Source organism: Thermogemmatispora tikiterensis (genome assembly GCF_003268475.1).
Lineage (GTDB): Bacteria > Chloroflexota > Ktedonobacteria > Ktedonobacterales > Ktedonobacteraceae > Thermogemmatispora > Thermogemmatispora tikiterensis.
Genome location: NZ_MCIF01000002.1, coordinates 4,817,044 through 4,834,887 on the forward strand (window position 1 = coordinate 4,817,044; position 17,844 = coordinate 4,834,887).

Genomic DNA, 17,844 nt, shown 5'->3' on the forward strand with positions numbered 1-17,844 from the left:
AGCGATTTACTCCTCCTCATTTTCCAGCATGTGCTGGCCAATAATCTGCAGATAGGCCTCTTCCAGGGATGGCGTGCGCGTCTGCACCAGGCTGAGCGGCGTCTCCAGTCTCTTCAGCAGGTGCTGCACCTGGGGGCCGGCAACAGGCAGTTCAAAGACGGTTCCCTCCTGAAAGGGAACCCCGAGCTGCTGCAGCTCCTGGCGCAGGCGCGCGCGCTCGGGCGAATCCAGCAGGAGGCTGGCCTGCGTCAGGTTGGTCTTGAGCTGCTCGGGGGTGCCGGCGGCCACAATCTTGCCGCGGCTCATGATGCAGACAGCATCGGCCTCTTCGACTTCTTCGAGATAGTGGGTGGTCAGGAAGATGGTTGTCCGTCCAGTGGCGCGCACGCGGCGCAGGTAGTCCCACAGGCTGTGACGGCTCTCGGGATCAAGCCCGGTCGTCGGCTCGTCGAGGAAGAGAACAGCGGGCCGGTGCAGCAGGCCGCGCAGGATCTCCAGCTTGCGCTTCATGCCGCCGGAGAATGTTTTGACCGGTTTGAAGAGGCTCTCGCTAATGCCGAGCAGCTCGGCCAGGGCCTCGACCTGCTGGCGATAGGCGGCGGGCATGAGGCGAAAGCCCGGGCGATAGGGATAGATGCCGTAGAGGGCCGCGTGCAGGCGGACGTTCTCTTCGGCGGTCAGGTTCTGATCCAGGCTTGGTTTCTGGAAGACAATGCCGATGTTGCGGCGGATCTGGGGCGACTGCGTCTCCAGATCATAGCCGGCAATGCGCACGCGGCCCGCTGTCGGGCTGAGGGTGGTGGTCAGGATAGAGATGACGGTGGTTTTGCCGGCCCCGTTCGGCCCGAGCAGAGCGAAGAGGCTACCGGCGGGCACGCTGAAGCTGACACCATCCACGGCGTTGCGCCGGGCTTTTTTATAGCATTTGACCAGGTTCTCAACCTGGATAACAGGCTCGACAGTGGTCTGCTCCGGCTGGCGGGGCCGGTGCTCGTCGGTGACGGCGGTTTGCATGGCTGTGGTCCCTTCTTTCTTTGCTGTGGCGTGATTCCCCTCATCTCATCAGGTACAAGACTGGCTCGTCGTCCACTCATTGCACCTCGTTGCAGCAGGCGCGCCATCGATGTTGTCTGAACTGGGTGCTGTTCTCGCACTCGTCGGCGCGCGCCCCTGGGCTGGTCTGCCGTCGCTCGCTGAGTGGGGAAAGGCCAGCCCAGTCCTGCCAGACGTTGCGGCACTGATCTGGCCTTCCCCGGAGGTGTGAACTGTTGTGCTGCCGATGGTAGTGTAACCCATGCCCAGAAAGGGGGCATCATCCTTCTGGATGATAGGCTGGATGATTGTGCCGTCCGCGCGGCGACCAGCCTCCTGGGGGGGGCTGGCCTGAGAGGCGGACGGGCCGGCCAGCCGCTTAGAGAAGACCGTAGCGGCGGGCAGTGGCGATGGCGCGATGGCGGTTGTGGACGTTGAGTTTCTGGTAGAGGTGCTGGATGTGGGTGCGCACGGTGTTGACCGAGACGATGAGTTCCTCAGCGATCTCGGCGTTGCTGTAGCCGGCGGCCAGCAGACGCAGGATGCGCAGCTCCTGGGCCGAGAGTGGCTCAGGGAGAGGGACTTCGACGGGGGTGATGATAGGCGGCTGCTGGCTGGACGCGGCGGCGAAGTCCTGCAGGAGGCTCTCGGCATAGGCGCGCAGGGTTTGCCCGCGCACGCGCGGGAGCAGCTCGCGCAGCAGGGCGGCCAGCGGCTCGCCTTCGTCCAGGAAGATGCGTCGATGCCCTTCAATCTGCCCCTGTTCGAGGGCGCTGCCGAGGAAGGTGCCGGCCAGCACCGGGTCGTGCTCCTGGGCGTAGGCCCGGGCGAGCAGGAGGCGCGCCTGCAGCAGGCCACGCCCGCGCCCGCTTTGCCGCGCCTGCTCATGGATATTCTCCAGGAGGGGGATGGCCTGACGGGCCTGACCGTTGGCCAGCAGCAGGCGGGCCACGAGCAGCCGGTATTGTTCTTGCACCAGGCCGTTGGGAGTCTGGTCGCCGGCGACGAGCTGGGTGCCCTGGCTCTCGATGGGGATTGAGACGGCGGGGGTCGCTGCTGCCAGCGAAGTCGTCCCCGCGCTCCCCCCGGCGGCGGGGTCCGGACTGGCTGCCATCGCCAGCAAAGGCTGCGACCCGTCCGCGCTGGCCGCCAGCTCGTAGTGGCCTTCCAGGCCAGGCAGCCGCCCCAGCTCCTCAACGCTCTCGCGGGCGGCCTCAAGGTCGCCGCGGGCAAGGTCGAGACGCGCCAGCCGGGTGAGTAGCTCGGCGCGCGGATAGTGGTTGTAGCCTGGGTGAGGGAAGGTGGCGCTGATCTGCAGCAGCAGGAGGCGAAGGCTCTCACGGGCGGCGTCGAGCTGGCCGCGGGCCTGGCTGATGAGCGCGCGCAGTTGACGGGCGTCCAGGCTGAGCAGGGAGAAGAGAAAAGTGTCGTGTTCGTCGCTGCCACCGGCTGGCAGGGTGCTCAGGCGCTCTTCCAGAAGATCTAGCTGCTCTTCGGCTCCGGCCAGGTCGTTCCAATCGTAGAGGATCTGGGCCTGCCCCATCAAGGCCATGAGAGCGTGGGGGCGCTGCGGCGGGCTGGCGCTGGCCAGGTAACGGTAATGGTAGGCCGCGGTCTGCAACTTGCCGGCCAGGGTAGCTAGAAAGGCGCGCAGGCTGCTGAAGCCGCTCAACCATTCTTCGCTGGGGGGAGCGAGCTGCTCGATCGCGCTGACCTGCATGAGGCTTTCGATGTCGCGGCTGATCGTCTCGGCCTCTTTGAGGTTGCCGCTCTGCAGGTAGTAGCCAAAGAGGTAGCCCAGGCAGAGCAGGCGCCAGTCGCTTTCTTCGGGGGGCAGGTACTCCAGGGCGGCCCGCGCGTAGACCGCGCTCTGATAGGCTCGCTGGCCGGGCTGCCTGGGCGAGGTCGGCAGGTACTCCAGCGTCAGCATGCGACAGGCATAGAGCCGCCCCAGGCCGGCCCGATCGTCGCTCTGGCGCCATAGCTCTTCGGCGCGCTGCAGCAGATCATTGATGCGTGTGATATGGGCCTGCGCTGGCTGGTGCGCCGGGTCGAAGCTGGCTCGCTGGTCGCGTAGGGAGGAGTGAATGACCAGGGCGCCGAGCAGGCAGAGCTGGGGCCGGCTCCAGATGAGTGGCTCGGGCACGGCCTCCAGCCAGCACTGCAGGCGCTGTAAGGCGTTGTGGTCACCCCAACTCAGGAAACGCAGGGGGATAGTGAAGCGCTCGATGAGTTCGGCGACCCACGGGTTGACGCCGGACTGCAGCGCCAGCTCAATGGCCTCTTCGAGCTGGCCGCGATTGGCGTACCAGCGGCTGGCCTGGTAGTGGATCAGGCGCACTTCTTCGCGCGGCAGCCGACGCCGCGCCTCGTGCTGCAGGGCTTCGGCAAAGAGCGGGTAATAGCGGTAAATCCTGCGCGGAGGGTCAAGCGGCTCGATAAAGAGGTTTCTGCGCTCTAGCTCCTCCAGCAAGGCGGCGCTTCCGTGAAGGTTGTGGGGGCTGACGGCGCAGCAGAGGTCGGGCTGCAGGCGCGGAAGCCAGCAGGTGCGCAGGAGGAAGTGTTGCAGGTGCGGCGGCAGATTCTGGAGCACTTCGCTGCTGAAGTAGTCGAAGAGCGGGCGCTGACTGCCGCGGAAGTCGCTCAGGAGGCGCTCCAGGGCGGTGGGGGCCAACGCTCTGCCGTCGCGCTCGCCGGCCAGCCTGGCGCTCTCTAAGAGGAGGGAAAGCAGGCGCAGGCCAGCCGGCCAGCCGGCGATGAGCTGGTCGATCTGCTCTAGCTGCCCGGGGGCCAGACCATAGGGACGCAGGAAGGCAGCGCTCTCGGCCTGGGAGAAGCGGAGATCAGGGCCACGTAGCTCCAGCAGAGCGCCGGCGGCGCGCAAGCTGGCCAGTGGTAGTGGCGGCTCTTCGCGTGTGAGCAGGACGAGGCAGAGGCCGGCGGGCAGGTGGCCGACGAGGAAGGCCAGCGCCTGGTGGATGGCCTCGGCCTTGATGAGGTGGTAGTTCTCCAGGATGAGCAGGCCACGGGCCTCATGCTGGCTGAGGAAATTGAGCAGCAAGACGAGCTGGTCGGCCAGGGTCTCGCTGACGGCACTGGGGGCGACGCCGACGGGGGCCAGTCCGGCCAGGCTGGTGGCCAGGGAGCTGGCTGGCGTTGGGGTGAGGCGCTGGCTCTCTTCGGGCGAGAGCCAGCGTGCGCAGGCGGCAACGAGGTAGCGCCAGAAGTGCGACGGCTCGTTGTCTGCGGCGTCGAGGGTGAGCCAGGCCACGGGTGGGGCGCCTTCTGCGTCGGCCTCTTCGGCGAGATGGGCCAGCCACTGGCACACCAGGCTGCTTTTGCCGCTGCCCGCCGGGGCACAGAGCAGGATCAGCCGCCGCTCGCGTCCACGGTCGAGGCGGGCCAGCAGGTGCTCGCGACGGATGAGGTCGCCAGGCAGGGCCGGCGGCCTGAGCCTGGTCTGCAGCAGCGGCCCTCGGCCATCGCGCAGTCCCGGCTCGTGACGGGCCCGCATGTAGTCGCGCAGGCGGCGACAGCTAAGCTCTAGCCTGGCGGCGACTTCCTCCAGGCGCTCGAGCGTGAGGGACTCGGTTTTGCCAGCGTACTGCTTAAAGGTGCGGTGCAGGCAGTGACGAAAGGCGTACCAGTAGATGGGACGCCCTTTACGGGTCTCGCGGCGCAGGGTCAGTCGACCCCGCTGCCCTCTGAAGGTGAAGGCGCTCTGGCTCTCTAGCCAGGCTCGCCACTCCTCCGGTTGACGCGGCAGAGGGGCAAGCGCGCCGTCCGCTTTGATACGCAGGACGTACTCCTCTTGTTTGGGTAACCAGACAATCTCGATCGCGGTGTGAGTTGTTGACGGTGGTGGGGTTGCAGATTCGCCGCTGTGCAAGGTGTCCTCTCCTCCCCTGAACCTGGGACGGCGCGGGCCGCTCGTCAGGCCCGGCGCAGGTCCCGGCCCAGGATGCTCCCAATAACCACAATAGCAACAAAATCTGTTCCCCTCGGCTGGCGGCGGTCTTCCTCTGCTGCTCGCTGCTGCGTTGGGGCGGGCCGGGGCTTCCTGCCTCCCCCCAAGTATATCAAAGTTCGGGCGCGCTCTTCCAGACGCGCTCTGGGAAGGAGAAGCGGCAGCAGCGCAAAGGGGGACTGGTGCGAGGGGCGTGCTCGACGGCGCTCTCTCCGGGGCCGGCCCCAGCCCCGGCTCCTCCTTGCGGCCCTCCGGGCTGGCTGGTATTATATAGACAAATAAATAGCAGAAAAGGTGACGAACGGCGGAATCTGGCCCGTTGTCTTGATAGGGTGACGCGCCACGTACGCTGCGTGCGCGGCGCGAGGGCCAAAGGAGCAAAAACGATGTCTGATCGACGCCGGCTGCTGCCGGTGGTGCTGGGCCTGGGCCTGGCTTTGCTGGTGCTGGCCGTCTTTCTCTATGTCGGCTCCGGCTTGCTGGAGGTCACGCTGCTGCAGGCGAGGCAGGAGCCGTTTATCAGGCCGGCGGCCTGGATTGGCCTGGTGGTGGGCCTGGTGCTGGCACTCCTCGCCTACCTGTGGCAGCGCTCTCGCTCGCCGTCGTGAGCGAGGCGGGCGCCGTGTACAGGTGATCACGGTCATCAATCCGCAGCGATGAAGCCCGCTTAATGCCTTCGCCAGGGAGGGAAGCGCGTTGAGCCAGGAGATCAGACCCCCCGGCTTGACAGCCACAGCGCTTTGCTTTATCCTATATGCGGTTACCTCCGAGTTTTGCATATGGCGCGCCTGGTCAGCGGATGTGAGCCGCAGGCCAGGCGCGCTGCTATTGTCCCGTCTATCCTTGCCGTTCAGGAGAACTAGCGATCAGGAATTTCTTCGAGAAGATCTCTCATAGGAACCTGTAAGGCGCGGGCGATTTTGGCAAGCGTCGATGCAGGAGGCATATAAGCGGGATCTTTGATCATGCGGCTAATCGTTGTCTCTGGCACCGAGGCGAGCTGTGCCAGACGCTCGGGACTCATTCTTCTCTCCCTCAAGGCTTTGTGCAGTCGATTACGATACACTTCCTGTCTCTCCTCGCCTGGCGAGCCCTGACAAAAACAGGCCAAGACTCCTGCTCATCCAGACAACCTGATTGCTCTAGCTGCGCACGTCAGTTGATGCGCGACTCCTGGTTGGTTTGCCTTGTCTGATCTGGCTGCTGCTGCTGGGAGGAGAGTGCAGGCTCTGAGGACCTGGGAGCAAATGGCGATGGGTCAGGGATCTCTTCGATCAGATCGTCGATGTGCACCTGCAGCGCTTTCGCTACCTGGGCCATCGTGGCTATTGAGGGGAGATACGAGGGATCACGTACCAGTCGCCTTACCATTGCTTCAGTCAATGCGGTGTGCCGTGCGAGCCATGTCTGAGTGACGCCCTTCTGTTGAAGGACCTCCTTGACTCGTAAACGGTACATTCTCTGCTCCTTCCTGTTCATTGCCCTTCTTGTGTAATTAACACCCCCAGAAATGGCCTCCTTTTGAGGGCAAGCAATCCCTCTCTGACCCTCAATAGGGGAGACTGAATTAAGGGGATGCAATTGGATGGAGTGAGCTATCTGCTCTGTTTGCTCCACTAGATCAATTATAGGTATATACCTAGATGTAAAAGAAGCCGCTCAGTAATACCTGTTCTTAGTGATAAGCATAAATAGATATATGTCTTTGGATCAATCTGATCAGATAGGTGTAAGGAAGGGCAGCCAGGCCGCTCCTCTACTGAGCTGACAACGATTTTAGCGGTCTGGCTTCCCTTCTCAGGAGGAGAAAGAAAGCGCGGAGTGATGGACAGGGCTTAGGAGGTGTCGAGGATCTTATGCCTCTTGTTCCTCTTCAGGTATATATTCTATAAGATCCTCTAAGCTGCACTTTAAGACTCTCGCTACCTTCAGTAGAGTCGAAGCTTGCGGGGTGTAGTTAGGATCTTTGACCATTCTCCTGACTACTGAATGAGACAAGCCTGCCTTTCTTGCGACCCATCCTACTGTCTTGCCTTGATTCTTAATTACCTCTTTAACTCTTAATCTAAACATATCCTCACTCGCGAATAAGCTTCATTGATGAGATTTGCTTAGGAGTATAGCGGAGCGGATGGACCTGTGGGGAGTATCCTGATCAAGTCACGCAACTGCGTGACTTTTTTGAATTATCTATGTGAGTCACTTAATTAGATACTGGAAATGTCTAAAGATAGATGTTAATCTTGTAGAGGAAAACAGGCTTTCACGTCTTGAAAGAACTCGGAGGTGAGCGATGAACCTGCCGCCGGTTGGGGAGGGGAAGGGGAAGGCGCCGTACCTGGTGATCTGCTATCGTGAGGAAGGCGGGGACATGTTCCTGCTGCCTGCGGCCTGTGAGCGTTGTTTGCGGCGTGTTTTGGAGCAGCTCAGCGCGGAGCCGCTCTTTGATCCTTTCACCATTGTCGTTGAGCGGGAGGGGCGGGAGATCCTGCGTTTTGGGGCGCGGCGCATGCTGCGACCTCTGGAGGGGAAGGCGGTGGAGACGGAACCTGGAGAGGATGGTCAGGGTCTTTATGAGCCGTTATAGCGACTAAAGACGCAGAACAAACACTGATTCATTGCTATTGGCCCGCGAGTACAATGAACTTAAGAGCACCGTGAATTATGGGATACGAACTAGAGATCGTCTATCCGCGACGGAAGAGCTTTGGCCAGCCAGCGGCGCTGGTGGGAGCATATCGCTGGCCTTACCAGTTACTCGCGCACTGCCGGCGGCTGAAGCGTTTCGTGATTGAGCCAGTGGAGGTGCAGATTTGGTACCGGGAAGCAAGCAACGGCGAGCGCGATCTTCTCTATCGCTTTCGCCTCTTGCCGTCCTCGCTCTCGCCGGCGGCTGCCGCGGTGGTGCGCCAGGGAGTGACAAGCAGGCGGGACGTTGCGCCCACCCACCCGTCAGCGCGGGGGGGACGTTCCCGGTTCATTGCCTTTCCTTGAGATTCTTCCTTGCTCAACTGGATGCACCTGTAGCCGGCTTGCCCTTGAGGCGGCCCGCAGGGGTGGCCCCGTCGTGTCGCTACGTCCCGGTCCTGGCTGCAGTGAACCGAGCCCGGCCAGGCCGGGGCGGGCGAGTCAGCGGTCTGCCCCGAGGCCGTTCGTGTGGGTGCGAGCGGCGTAAGGCGTAGCCAGCGACAGGCCCGGAGGGATACCGGGCGGATCGTGGTCGCGTACCGACGCTCCTTTCCTGCGAGCCATCACCCCCGGCCCGCTCGCCTCTCGCGTTTCATGCGGGCGGGCCGTTGGGGCCGCGTGGTAGCCCTGTGAATGGCTGACTGGCTCGCTGTCCAGCGCCGGCCCTGATCCCTAGCCCTGGCACCGGCGCCGCGACAGCGGGCGCAGCACAGAGCGGAGCAGGGCAACTTGCGGCAGCTCCCCGCGCCCAGGAGGAGGCGGTACCGGGCCGACCAGATCCGCTGCCCGCAGCATCAGGGACGCAGGAGGAAGAGCAGGAGAAGAAGCAGGGAGGCAGGGCGGGGGCCGGCCCGGCCCGGCAGTCAGGCATCAGGGCGTGGGGCGCCAGTGTGGTGCTCCCTGGTTCTCGGGAGTTGGGGCACCAGGACGTCAGACGCCAGATGTCGGTCTGGCCGGCGCCGTCCCCCTTACCAGCCCAGCCAGGCTTGCCCGCCTCGTTGTGAAGCTGTGCGCCAGGAGAGAGAGAGCAAGTAAGCAAACAAGCAAGCAAAAACCAAGCAAGCAAGCAAGAAGGAGCAAGCAGACGATGTCAGAGCAGAGTGAGAGCGCCGCGCTCGTCGACACCACCGGCCAGCCATCTTCCCAGGATGCCGCGACCTCCTCTCTCGATCCGCGCTTCTGCGCCCGCTGTATTTGTGGCCGCCTGACGGAGCATCGCTACGGCCTGCGCATGCCCGCCCGGCTGGCCCAGGAGCTGCGCGACTACGTGGCCCGCGAGTATTGCTATTTGCCGGAAAAATGGCAGTTGCGCATCGCCAGCGATCTCTGTCTGCACAAGGTGCTCGAATATGCATCGATCACCTTCGCCGCCTGCTGTGCTCCCTGCGCGGAGCGCATCCATCAGCGCGACTACCCGCAGCTCGACGGCGAGCCGTGGTGCATTCTCTGAGCGAGGAAGCGAGGAAGCGAGGAAGGCGCAGTTGAGCGTGACGTGACCGGACGAGTCCGGGCGCCCCGGCTCATATCAGGCGAGGTCTGGTCATACCTCGCTGCGCCTCGTGCGCATACACAAGCTGTGAGCGGTTCTTTTACCAGATACCTCTCTCCTGTTTCAGTGTTTTGCCCTTCTTTGTAGCGCCCTCTTCTGATCCGGGCGCGGCGACAGGTGCCGGGTTGGCGTCGTAACCCCCTTCACGACGCCCTCCCGGGCCTGTCGCTGTGTCCTTTTTGGAAGGCCCGCTTCTTCCTCCTGGCCCGTCATCGTCACTCCCCTCTCTGGCTGGCTGGCTTCCGGTTGGTTATGGGGTGGGTGGTAGCAGCGCGTGAGGCCGCGCCGGGCCTGAGAGCGTTCTCGCTTGACAGGGCGAAGGTGCCTCTGTTACCCTTTCCTGTAGAGCGCGCACGATGGCGGGTGATCTGCCGGCCAGCGTTGAGCGCGCGTCTGCGCCTGGACAGGGGCGAGGCTCCGCGTCCAGCGCAGGGAGTAGCTGCCGCTTAACCAACGAAAGAGGAGCGTAGTGCTGCAAACCAGGCCCAAGCTGATCATCGCCGGTGGCTTTCTGGGGGCGGGCAAGACCACCCTGCTGCTCCAGGCTGCCGCCATCCTGCGTCAGCGCGGCCTGCGCATCGCCCTGATCACCAACGACCAGGGGCGCGAACTCGTCGACACCGCCCTGGCCGCCGCCGCTCTCGCTCCCGACGCAAGCGAAAGCGGAGCCGCCGCCACCTGGCCGGGCGAGGCCGTCGCCGAGGTCACCGCGGGCTGTTTCTGCTGCCGTTTCAGCGACCTGTTAGAAGCCATCACCGACCTGGAGAGGCGCCTTGAGCCGCACGTTATTCTGGCCGAGCCGGTTGGGAGCTGCACCGACCTGCAGGCCACCGTCATCCTGCCCCTCCTACACCTCTACCGCGAGCGTTACCGTCCAGCCTGTCTGAGCATCGTCGTCGATGGTCCGCGCCTCTCCCACCTGATCCGGCATGGCGACCTGAGCCTGCTCAACGACGATGTCGCCTATCTCTTTGCGCGCCAGATCGAAGAGGGGGACCTGCTCCTGATCAACAAAAGCGACCTGCTCGGCAGCGACGAGCAGCTCTTTTTGTGCAACTGGCTGCGGGCCTATTGTCCCGGGGTGCCGGTCCTCTCCATGACGGCGCGCCGGCGCGAGAGCGTCGCCCTCTGGCTTGATAATCTGCTGCAGGACGTCAACGCGGCCAGCATCAGCGAGGCCGAAGCCCATCGCCTAGACGACCTCGACTACGCGCGCTATGCGCGAGCTGAGGCGCGTCTGGGCTGGCTCAACGCCCGCGGTCGTCTGCAGCCCTCTCGTCCGATCGGGGCCATCGATGGCGAGGCGGGCCAGGTGCTGGCCTGGGCCGCGGCCCTGCTCAGCCAGCTTCAGGAGCGGCTGGCGCGCGCCGGGCTGGCTATCGCTCATATCAATCTGCTGGTAGCCCCGCAGGCCCTGCGGCACCTCCTCAGCGAGGAACCGGACGAGCGCCAGCTCTCGGGTGCCGCGGCGGACAGCGAGCAGGGGCCGCTCCACGAGCGGCTGATCAAAGCCAGCCTCTGCGGTCCCAAGCCGGCGGCCATCAGTTGGGACGCGCGCAGCGTCCATCTGCCGCCCGAAGAGGCCATCTGGCTGCTCAACGCGCGCGTCGACTGTGCGCCCGCCGTTCTCGAAAAGCACGTGCGCGCCGTCCTGGAGGCGGCTCCTGCTGGACTGCGGGCCGAAATTGAGGAGCTGAGCGCCTTCCAGCCGGCGCCGCCCCAGCCGCACTACCGTTTTGGGCCGGGCGCCAGCCAGCATAGAGCTGGACCCTGACCTGACCCGGCAGAGGCAGATCGCTGGCCTGGCGACCCAACCGGCGCCCAACGGCAGCCCAACGCAACCCAACCCACCGGGGCCGTTGTCAGTCGGCAGCGCCCGCAGGCCGAACCGCGCCGGGCGCGCGCTCCAGCGGCCACCGGTCCCAGACGTGTCACAGTCAGCCCCACAGGAGCAAGACACAGGAGCAAACGGACGGAGCCATGAAAGTAGCTCGCACGCGAAGCAGGCGGGGCGTGGCCCCGCTCTCCGGCATCCCCCTGGGAGGGCTGGGCACCGGCAGCATCGAGATCCGCGCTGATGGCGCCCTGCACGAATGGCAGATCTTCAATAATCCGCCCTGGAGTGGGCGCGGCGCCCCCTGGAGTCCGCCGATCACCTCGCCCGTGCGGCCCGGCGACACCCTCTTCGCCATCCGTGCCCGACGCAAGCGCTCCCCGGCTGAGGGCCAGGCGGCAGAGCCGGCAGTGGTGCGCATCCTGCGCGAGCGCAGCGAGAGCGAAGCGCGCTTCACCTACACCCTGTCATATGTCGAAAGCGTCCAGGAGATCCACTTCAGTGGCGAATTCCCCTTTGCCTGGCTGGACTATCGCGACCCGGCCCTGCCGCTGGCCGTCAGCCTCGAAGCCTGGTCGAGCTTCGTGCCGGGGGATGTCAAGCATTCGGCCTTGCCGGCGGCCTTCTTCACCTTCCACCTCAGCAATCCCAGTCCCACAGCCATCGAGGTCTCTCTGCTCGGCCTCCTCCCGCAGGTCTTTAGCCTGGAGGCTCTCAGCGGCGGCCACGGCCAGCCCCAGACGCGCCGCGAGCGGGCGCCCGGGCTGAGCGCCCTCGTCTTCAGCGCTGCCGGGCTGCCCGCCGACCATCCGCTGGCGCGCGGCTCGCTCGTCTTCGCCCTGCTAGAGGACGGGGCCGAGCTGGTGGCCGAGCTGCGCGACGTCGGCGACCTCAATGCCTGGCAGAGCTGGGCCGGTGGCGGCCAGTTTGTCCCTGATCCGGTGGGCGGCGACCCCCTGCGCGCCCTGCTCGAGCGCATCGTCCGCGAAGGACTCGACCCGGCCAGCGCCTACGGGCAACTGCCCAGCCTGCTGCGCGGCATGGTCGACAGTGCTCTCGTCCCCGACCGGCGAGAGCTGCAGGAGCGCATCGCCGCCGATCCCATCCGCTATCAAGATACGCGCTGGCGCTGGGCCTTACTGCTCGAACTCAACCTGACGCCCGAAGAGCGCGCCCAGTACGAGCAGGAGCGCCAGGCGCGGCCCGAGCTGCAGCGCGACCCCGTCCAGGCCAGCGCCCGCCTCAGCGAGTTGGGGGCCCTGGCGCGCCTTCTCGGCGAGCAGGCCCCGAAGCTCTTCAACGCCCGTGCCAGTCGCCGCACCCACGGCGTCATCAGCAGCCCGGTGCTGGAGCTGGCCCCCTGGAGCGAGCGCGATCTGACCTTTATCCTGACCTGGTACTTTCCCAACCACCGCGGCGAGAACGTCGGCGACGACCTCGGCCATCGCTACGAAACCTGGTTCAGCGACGCCCTCGATGTCGCCCGCTACGTCGCCGAGGCCCGAGCGGCCCTCTACACCCGCACGCGCGCCTTCCACGATCTGCAGTACGGCGCCTCCGTCCCCGACTGGCTGGCCGACGCCATCAACGCCCAGCTCACCACCCTGGTCAAATCCTCCTGGCTGGTGCGCGACGGGCGCTTCGGCATCTGGGAGGGCCTGGGCTGCTGCGGCCTGCAGACCCTCGACGTCTCGTACTACGGCTCCCACGCCGTGGCCCTCCTTTTCCCCGAGCTGGAGGAGCGCCAGCTCCAGATGACCGCCGACTTCCAGCTTACGCCCGACTCGCCGCGCTACGACGACTATTTCTTAGCCTTCGCCCCTAACCGTGAGCGCGTCTGGCAGCGCATCGAGCGCGAACCGGAGCTGGCCCGTGATCCCCAGCGCCGCCAGGCCCTCTATCGCGCAGTGGCCGCCGAAACCGGCCTGGATGCCAGCGGGCGCATCCCGCACCTCTTCCCTGGCAGCTTCGCCGTCGTCGACGCCTACCACATGGTCGACCTGATGCCCAAGTTCGCCCTGCAGGTCTGGCGCGACTACCTGTGGACGGCGAACCGCCCGGCCCTGGAACGGCTCTGGCCGGCGGTCAAGGCGGCGATGGAGCACGCCCGCCGCATCGACGAATTCAAGGTCGGCCTGCCCTACCACTACGACCACGCCCCCTCGGAGACGGCCATCTCCTCCCAGACGTACGATACCTGGGACTTCATCGGCTACTCGGCCTACGTCTCGTCAATCTGGCTGGCGGCCCTCAAGGCCAGCGCCCAGATGGCCCGCCTGCTCGGTGACGAGGACTACGCCCGCGACCTGGAGCGCCAGTTTGCCGAGAGCCAGGCCAGCATGGAGCGCCTGCTCTGGAACGGGGAGTATTACAACCTGTGGGTCGATCCGCGCAGCGGACGGCGCAACGAGTCCTGTATGGCCGATCAGCTCAGCGGCCAGCTCTATGCCACCCTGCTCGGCCTGGGGGATATTCTGCCACGTGAGCACATCCTGTCGGCCCTGCGCGCCATCTATCGCTACAACTTTGTGCCCGGGCGCGGCCTGGTCAACGGCATGCTCCCAGCCGGCAGGCGCGCCGACCGGCCCGATCACTGGACCCTCGGCGACCCGCGCCATCAGGCCGAGACCGTCTGGTCGGGGACCGAATACGCCGTCGCCGTCCAGATGCTGCTCGAGGGCCTCGTCAGCGAAGGATTGAGCGTGATCCACGAGGTGTACACGCGCTACGAGCGCGCCGGCCAGACCTGGGACCATCAAGAGTGCGGCGGCCACTACTATCGAGCGCTGAGCATCTGGCTGGCCTGGCCGGCCCTCGGCGGCCTCAGCTACGATGCCCCGCGCCAGGCCCTGAGCCTGCAGCCGCGCCTGCAGCCCGCCGACGGCCACTGGCGGCAGCCGCTGGTCTTGCCCGGCGCCTGGGGCAACATCGAGTACCGCGCCGGTGAAGGGCGCCTCCTGCTCCACATCCAGGAGGGGCAGCTCAGCCTGCGCCGGCTGACCCTGCCCGCCGAGGCCGCCACGCCGCGTCAGGCCCCGGGCGAACAGGCCGTCTGGCTGGCCGCTGTCCCTATCGCAGGCCGCCGCGAAGGAGCGAACTGGCACTTCGATGAGCCGCTCCTCATCGAAGCCGGCCAGACCCTGGAGGTGCGCCTCTAGCCGGCCCGGCCTGGCCCACCCGGCTCGCCGACAATCGGCAGGCCCAGCAACAAAAGAAGCAGCAACGGAACGGAACGGAACGGAAAGGAGGAGCCTCTCCGTGCAGCCGCAAGAGCGGTATGAGCAGCAGGAAGCGCTCAGCGAGATCGAGCGCCTGGCCGCTGCCGGGCCATTTCTCCCCGACTGGCAATCGCTGCGCGCTTACCGCGTGCCGGCCTGGTACGCCGCCGCGCGCTTCGGCATCTTCATCCATTGGGGCGTCTACGCCGTCCCGGCCTACGACAACGAATGGTACCCGCGCAACATGTACCTGCCCGCCACGCCGGCCCACCGTCACCATCTGGCCACCTACGGCCCGCCGGAGCACTTCGGCTACAAAGACTTCATCCCCCGCTTCCGGGCCGAGCGCTTCGATCCCGCCGCCTGGGCCGCCCTCTGCAAAGAAGCTGGCGCCCGCTTCGTCGTCCCCGTCGCCGAGCATCATGACGGCTTCGCCATGTACCGCTGCTCCTTCTCGCGCTGGAACGCCGTCGACATGGGGCCGCGGCGCGACATCCTGGGCGAACTGGCCGCCGCCGTGCGGGCTGCCGGCCTCACCTTCGGCCTCTCCTCGCACCGCGCCGAGCACTGGTGGTTCTTCAACGGCGGCAGAACCATCCCCAGCGACGTCCAGGACCCCCAGTACGCCGACCTCTACGGACCCGCGCGGCCCGACGATGAGCCGCCCGACGGCGCCTTTCTCGACGACTGGCTGGCCCGGCTCTACGAGCTAGTCGAACGCTACCGGCCCGCCCTCATCTACTTCGACTGGTGGATCTCACGGCCCGTCTTCCGCCCCTACCTGGCCCGCTTCGCCGCCTACTACTACAACCGCGCCGCCCACTGGGGGCAGGAAGTCGTCATCACCTACAAAGAAGGCGCCTTTGACGAAGCCAGCGCCGTCGAAGACATCGAACGCGGACGCCGTCCCGCTATCAGCCCACGCATCTGGCAGGCCGACACCAGCGTCGCCCGCAACTCCTGGGGCTACACCACCGCCCAGGACTACAAGCCCTTCGGCGCCCTGCTCGACGACCTCATCGACACCGTCAGCAAGAATGGCGTCTTCCTGCTCAACATCGGCCCGCGCCCCGACGGCAGCATTCCCGAGCCAGAGATTGACCTGCTGCGTCGCCTGGGGCGCTGGCTGGCCATCAACGGCGAAGCCATCTACGACAGCCAGCCCTGGCACCTCCACGGCGAAGGCCCCACCGCCAGCGCCGCCGGCGCCTTCAGCGAAGGGCAGCAGGCCGCCTTTACCGGGCAAGACCTGCGCTTCACCCGCCGCGGCCAGATCCTCTACGTGCTACTGCCCGTCTGGCCGCAGGAGGGCCGAATCAGCATCCAGGCCCTGGCCGCCGCCAGCCCTCACTACCCGCAGGAGGTCGGCGCCGTCCACCTGCTCGGCGGCGACGCCCCCCTGCCCTGGCAGCGCGACGACCAGGGCCTGCACATCACGCTACCCACCACCCCGCCAGGCGAGCGCGGCGGCGTCCTCAAGATCCTGCCCGCCGGCTAGACTCAGAAGCGAGCGGCTCCGCCAGAATGGCCACTTCCTGCCCGGCCAGCGTCAGCGAGCCGCTCAGCGACCGCCCCGTCAGCAGCTCCTCAAACGTGCGCCCCGGCGGCAGCATCACCGTCGCCGGCGCGCGCCCATGATTGAGCACGAACACCAGGCGCTCGCGGGCCGTCTGACGCAGCGTCGCCTCCACGCCTGGCGGCGTCTCCAGCACCGGCGCGATCTCCAGCTCTCCCAGCAGCTCCCCGTAGAAGTGCTCCAGAAAGGCTGGCTCCGGCTCGCAGGCCAGATAGAACGCCTGGCCACGCCCCACGCGATGGCGCGTCAGGGCCGGGCGCCCGGCATAGAAATCCTCGCCGTAGCGCCCCAGCACCTCCGCCCCCTCGCTCTGGATCAGCGCACACAGATGGCCGCAGGCAAAGCTGCGCCCATCGTTCAACACCAGGCGGTTCGTTCGTCCCGGCGGCAGCGCATCGATCTCCTCGTTCCAGATCCCCAGCAGATGGCGCAGCGGCCCCGGATAGCCATCCTCAAACGCCAGATCGCACTCATCCACCATCCCAGACAGATAGGTCGTCACCAGTGTTCCCCCATCCTGCACGAAGGCCGCCAGGCGCTCGGCCAGCCCCTCCTTAAGCAGATAGAGGAGGGGCGCCACCAGCAGGCGATAGCGCCCCAGCTCCGAATCGCTAAAGACCAGATCGAGCGCCACATTGCGCCGCCAGAACGGGGCATAATGGGCACGCAACGTCTCCAGATAGCGCTTCTCGCGCGTTGGGCCGCTGCAATCCTCCAGTGCCCACCAGTTTTCCCAATCGAAGAGCAGCCCCACCTGAGCCGGCGTCACCCCGCCCAGCGTGCGCGCGCCCAGGCGCTCCAGCTCCTGGCCCAGCGCCCGCACCTCCGCAAAGACGCGCGTATCGCTGCGCCCACTGTGCTCGATCACCGCCCCGTGCAGCTTTTCGATGCCGCCGCGACTGCGCCGCCACTGGAAGAACATCACCGACTCCGCCCCGTGGGCCAGCGCCTGATAGCTCTGCAGACGCAGCTCCCCGGGCCGCTTCAACGTATTGTACGGCTGCCAGTTCTGGCTACTGGGCGACTGCTCCATCAGCAAGAACGGCTGCCCATCGCGCAGACTGCGCATCAGATCGTGAGCCAGCGCAATATCGAGCGGCTCATCCTCAACGGAAGGATAGCAGTCCCAGGCCACCACATCCATCTCACGCGCCCAGAGGCGATAATCGAGGTCGCGATAGAAGCGCATCAGATTGGTCGTAATCGGCACATCGGGCGAGAACTGGCGGATCGCCTCGCGCTCCAGCTTAAAGCACTCCAGCAACATCTCATTCTGGAAGCGGCGGTAATCCAGCGTGAGCGCATGAATCGAACCCTCACCGTTGGCATAAGGAGGCTCAATCTGCGACCAATCCGTATACGTATGGCTCCAGAAGCGCGTCCACCAGCGGCGATTGAGTTCATCGAGACTGCCATAGCGCCGACGCAGCCACTCGCGGAAAGCCGCCGCGCACTGCTCGCAGTAGCAGGCCGGGGCATACTCATTGGAGACATGCCAGGCCACCAGCGCCGGATGTGCATGATAGCGCTCGGCCAGCTTCGCCGCCATCTGCGCGGCCAGGCGGCGATAGAGCGGCGACGTGGGGCAATAATTCACGCGCCAGCCGTGGTGGCGGCGGCGTCCCGTCGGATCGGCGCGCAACACCTCGGGATAGCGCTGCGACAACCAGGCCGGCTGCGCCGCGCTCGGCGTCGCCAGACAGACCCGGCAGCCCGCCGCCGCCAGCTTATCGAGCACCTGATCGAGCCAGCCGAAGGTAAAGCGCTCCTCCGCCGGCTGCAGCGCCGTCCAGCTAAAGACGCCGACCGTCGCCACGCGAAAGCGGCACTCCTGCATCAGGCGCAGATCTTCATCCCAGATCGCGCGCGGCCACTGCTCGGGATTATAGTCGCCACCGTACCAGATAAAAGGAGCACGCGGATTCAGCGGTGGAAAGGCCTCCATGCTTCTCCTCCTGGGTATGATGCCAGACAGGACGA

General features: G+C 65.7%; 13 protein-coding genes. 7 read left to right on the forward strand and 6 right to left on the reverse strand.

Features of this window, described 5'->3' with window-relative positions; translation table 11 throughout:
* Nucleotides 1–6 precede the first annotated feature (6 nt).
* Both A4R35_RS19295 and A4R35_RS25105 read right to left on the reverse strand, forming a co-directional pair.
* Nucleotides 7–1,014 (reverse strand): ABC transporter ATP-binding protein, encoded by a 1,008-nt coding sequence (locus A4R35_RS19295; RefSeq protein WP_112432231.1) that lies wholly within the window; start codon nt 1,012–1,014, stop codon nt 7–9.
* A gap of 397 nt (nt 1,015–1,411) precedes the next feature.
* Nucleotides 1,412–4,921: a LuxR C-terminal-related transcriptional regulator gene (locus A4R35_RS25105; RefSeq protein WP_112432233.1), complete on the reverse strand. Its 3,510-nt coding sequence runs from the start codon at nt 4,919–4,921 to the stop codon at nt 1,412–1,414.
* A gap of 464 nt (nt 4,922–5,385) precedes the next feature.
* Between A4R35_RS25105 and A4R35_RS19305 the strand changes: the two genes are divergently transcribed.
* Nucleotides 5,386–5,607 carry a hypothetical protein gene (locus A4R35_RS19305; RefSeq protein WP_112432235.1) on the forward strand — a complete coding sequence of 74 codons (222 nt, stop codon included), beginning with the start codon at nt 5,386–5,388 and terminating at the stop codon, nt 5,605–5,607.
* A 251-nt stretch (nt 5,608–5,858) separates the two neighbouring features.
* Here the strand turns inward: A4R35_RS19305 and A4R35_RS19310 are convergent, their stop codons facing one another.
* The 3 genes from A4R35_RS19310 to A4R35_RS25395 all read right to left on the reverse strand — a co-directional run bounded on the left by A4R35_RS19310 (nt 5,859) and on the right by A4R35_RS25395 (nt 7,072).
* Nucleotides 5,859–6,065 carry a helix-turn-helix domain-containing protein gene (locus tag A4R35_RS19310; RefSeq protein ID WP_223258411.1) on the reverse strand — a complete coding sequence of 69 codons (207 nt, stop codon included), beginning with the start codon at nt 6,063–6,065 and terminating at the stop codon, nt 5,859–5,861.
* Between the two features lie 89 nt (nt 6,066–6,154).
* Nucleotides 6,155–6,457, reverse strand: a complete 303-nt coding sequence (locus A4R35_RS19315) for a helix-turn-helix domain-containing protein (protein ID WP_189362047.1) — start codon at nt 6,455–6,457, stop codon at nt 6,155–6,157.
* A 396-nt stretch (nt 6,458–6,853) separates the two neighbouring features.
* Nucleotides 6,854–7,072 (reverse strand): helix-turn-helix domain-containing protein, encoded by a 219-nt coding sequence (locus tag A4R35_RS25395; RefSeq protein ID WP_112432241.1) that lies wholly within the window; start codon nt 7,070–7,072, stop codon nt 6,854–6,856.
* Nucleotides 7,073–7,292: 220 nt separating this feature from the next.
* Between A4R35_RS25395 and A4R35_RS19325 the strand changes: the two genes are divergently transcribed.
* From A4R35_RS19325 to A4R35_RS19350, 6 genes are all read left to right on the forward strand, one after another.
* Entirely contained in the window at nt 7,293–7,586 is a 294-nt protein-coding gene (locus A4R35_RS19325; protein WP_112432243.1) for a hypothetical protein, read from the forward strand.
* Nucleotides 7,587–7,663: 77 nt separating this feature from the next.
* Entirely contained in the window at nt 7,664–7,993 is a 330-nt protein-coding gene (locus A4R35_RS19330; RefSeq protein ID WP_112432245.1) for a hypothetical protein, read from the forward strand.
* Nucleotides 7,994–8,774: 781 nt separating this feature from the next.
* Nucleotides 8,775–9,137, forward strand: coding sequence for a hypothetical protein (locus tag A4R35_RS19335; protein WP_112432247.1), 363 nt, complete (start codon nt 8,775–8,777; stop codon nt 9,135–9,137).
* A 568-nt stretch (nt 9,138–9,705) separates the two neighbouring features.
* Nucleotides 9,706–11,010 carry a GTP-binding protein gene (locus tag A4R35_RS19340; RefSeq protein ID WP_189362049.1) on the forward strand — a complete coding sequence of 435 codons (1,305 nt, stop codon included), beginning with the start codon at nt 9,706–9,708 and terminating at the stop codon, nt 11,008–11,010.
* A gap of 239 nt (nt 11,011–11,249) precedes the next feature.
* Nucleotides 11,250–14,228: a GH116 family glycosyl hydrolase gene (locus A4R35_RS19345; protein WP_223258412.1), complete on the forward strand. Its 2,979-nt coding sequence runs from the start codon at nt 11,250–11,252 to the stop codon at nt 14,226–14,228.
* A complete protein-coding gene (locus tag A4R35_RS19350) occupies nt 14,179–15,786 on the forward strand; it encodes an alpha-L-fucosidase (RefSeq protein WP_112432283.1) in 1,608 nt (535 codons plus the stop codon). Before A4R35_RS19345 ends, A4R35_RS19350 begins: the two co-directional genes overlap by 50 nt.
* Here the strand turns inward: A4R35_RS19350 and A4R35_RS19355 are convergent.
* A complete protein-coding gene (locus A4R35_RS19355; protein WP_112432285.1) occupies nt 15,764–17,809 on the reverse strand; it encodes a beta-galactosidase in 2,046 nt (681 codons plus the stop codon). The genes A4R35_RS19350 and A4R35_RS19355 overlap by 23 nt on opposite strands.
* Nucleotides 17,810–17,844 lie beyond the last annotated feature (35 nt).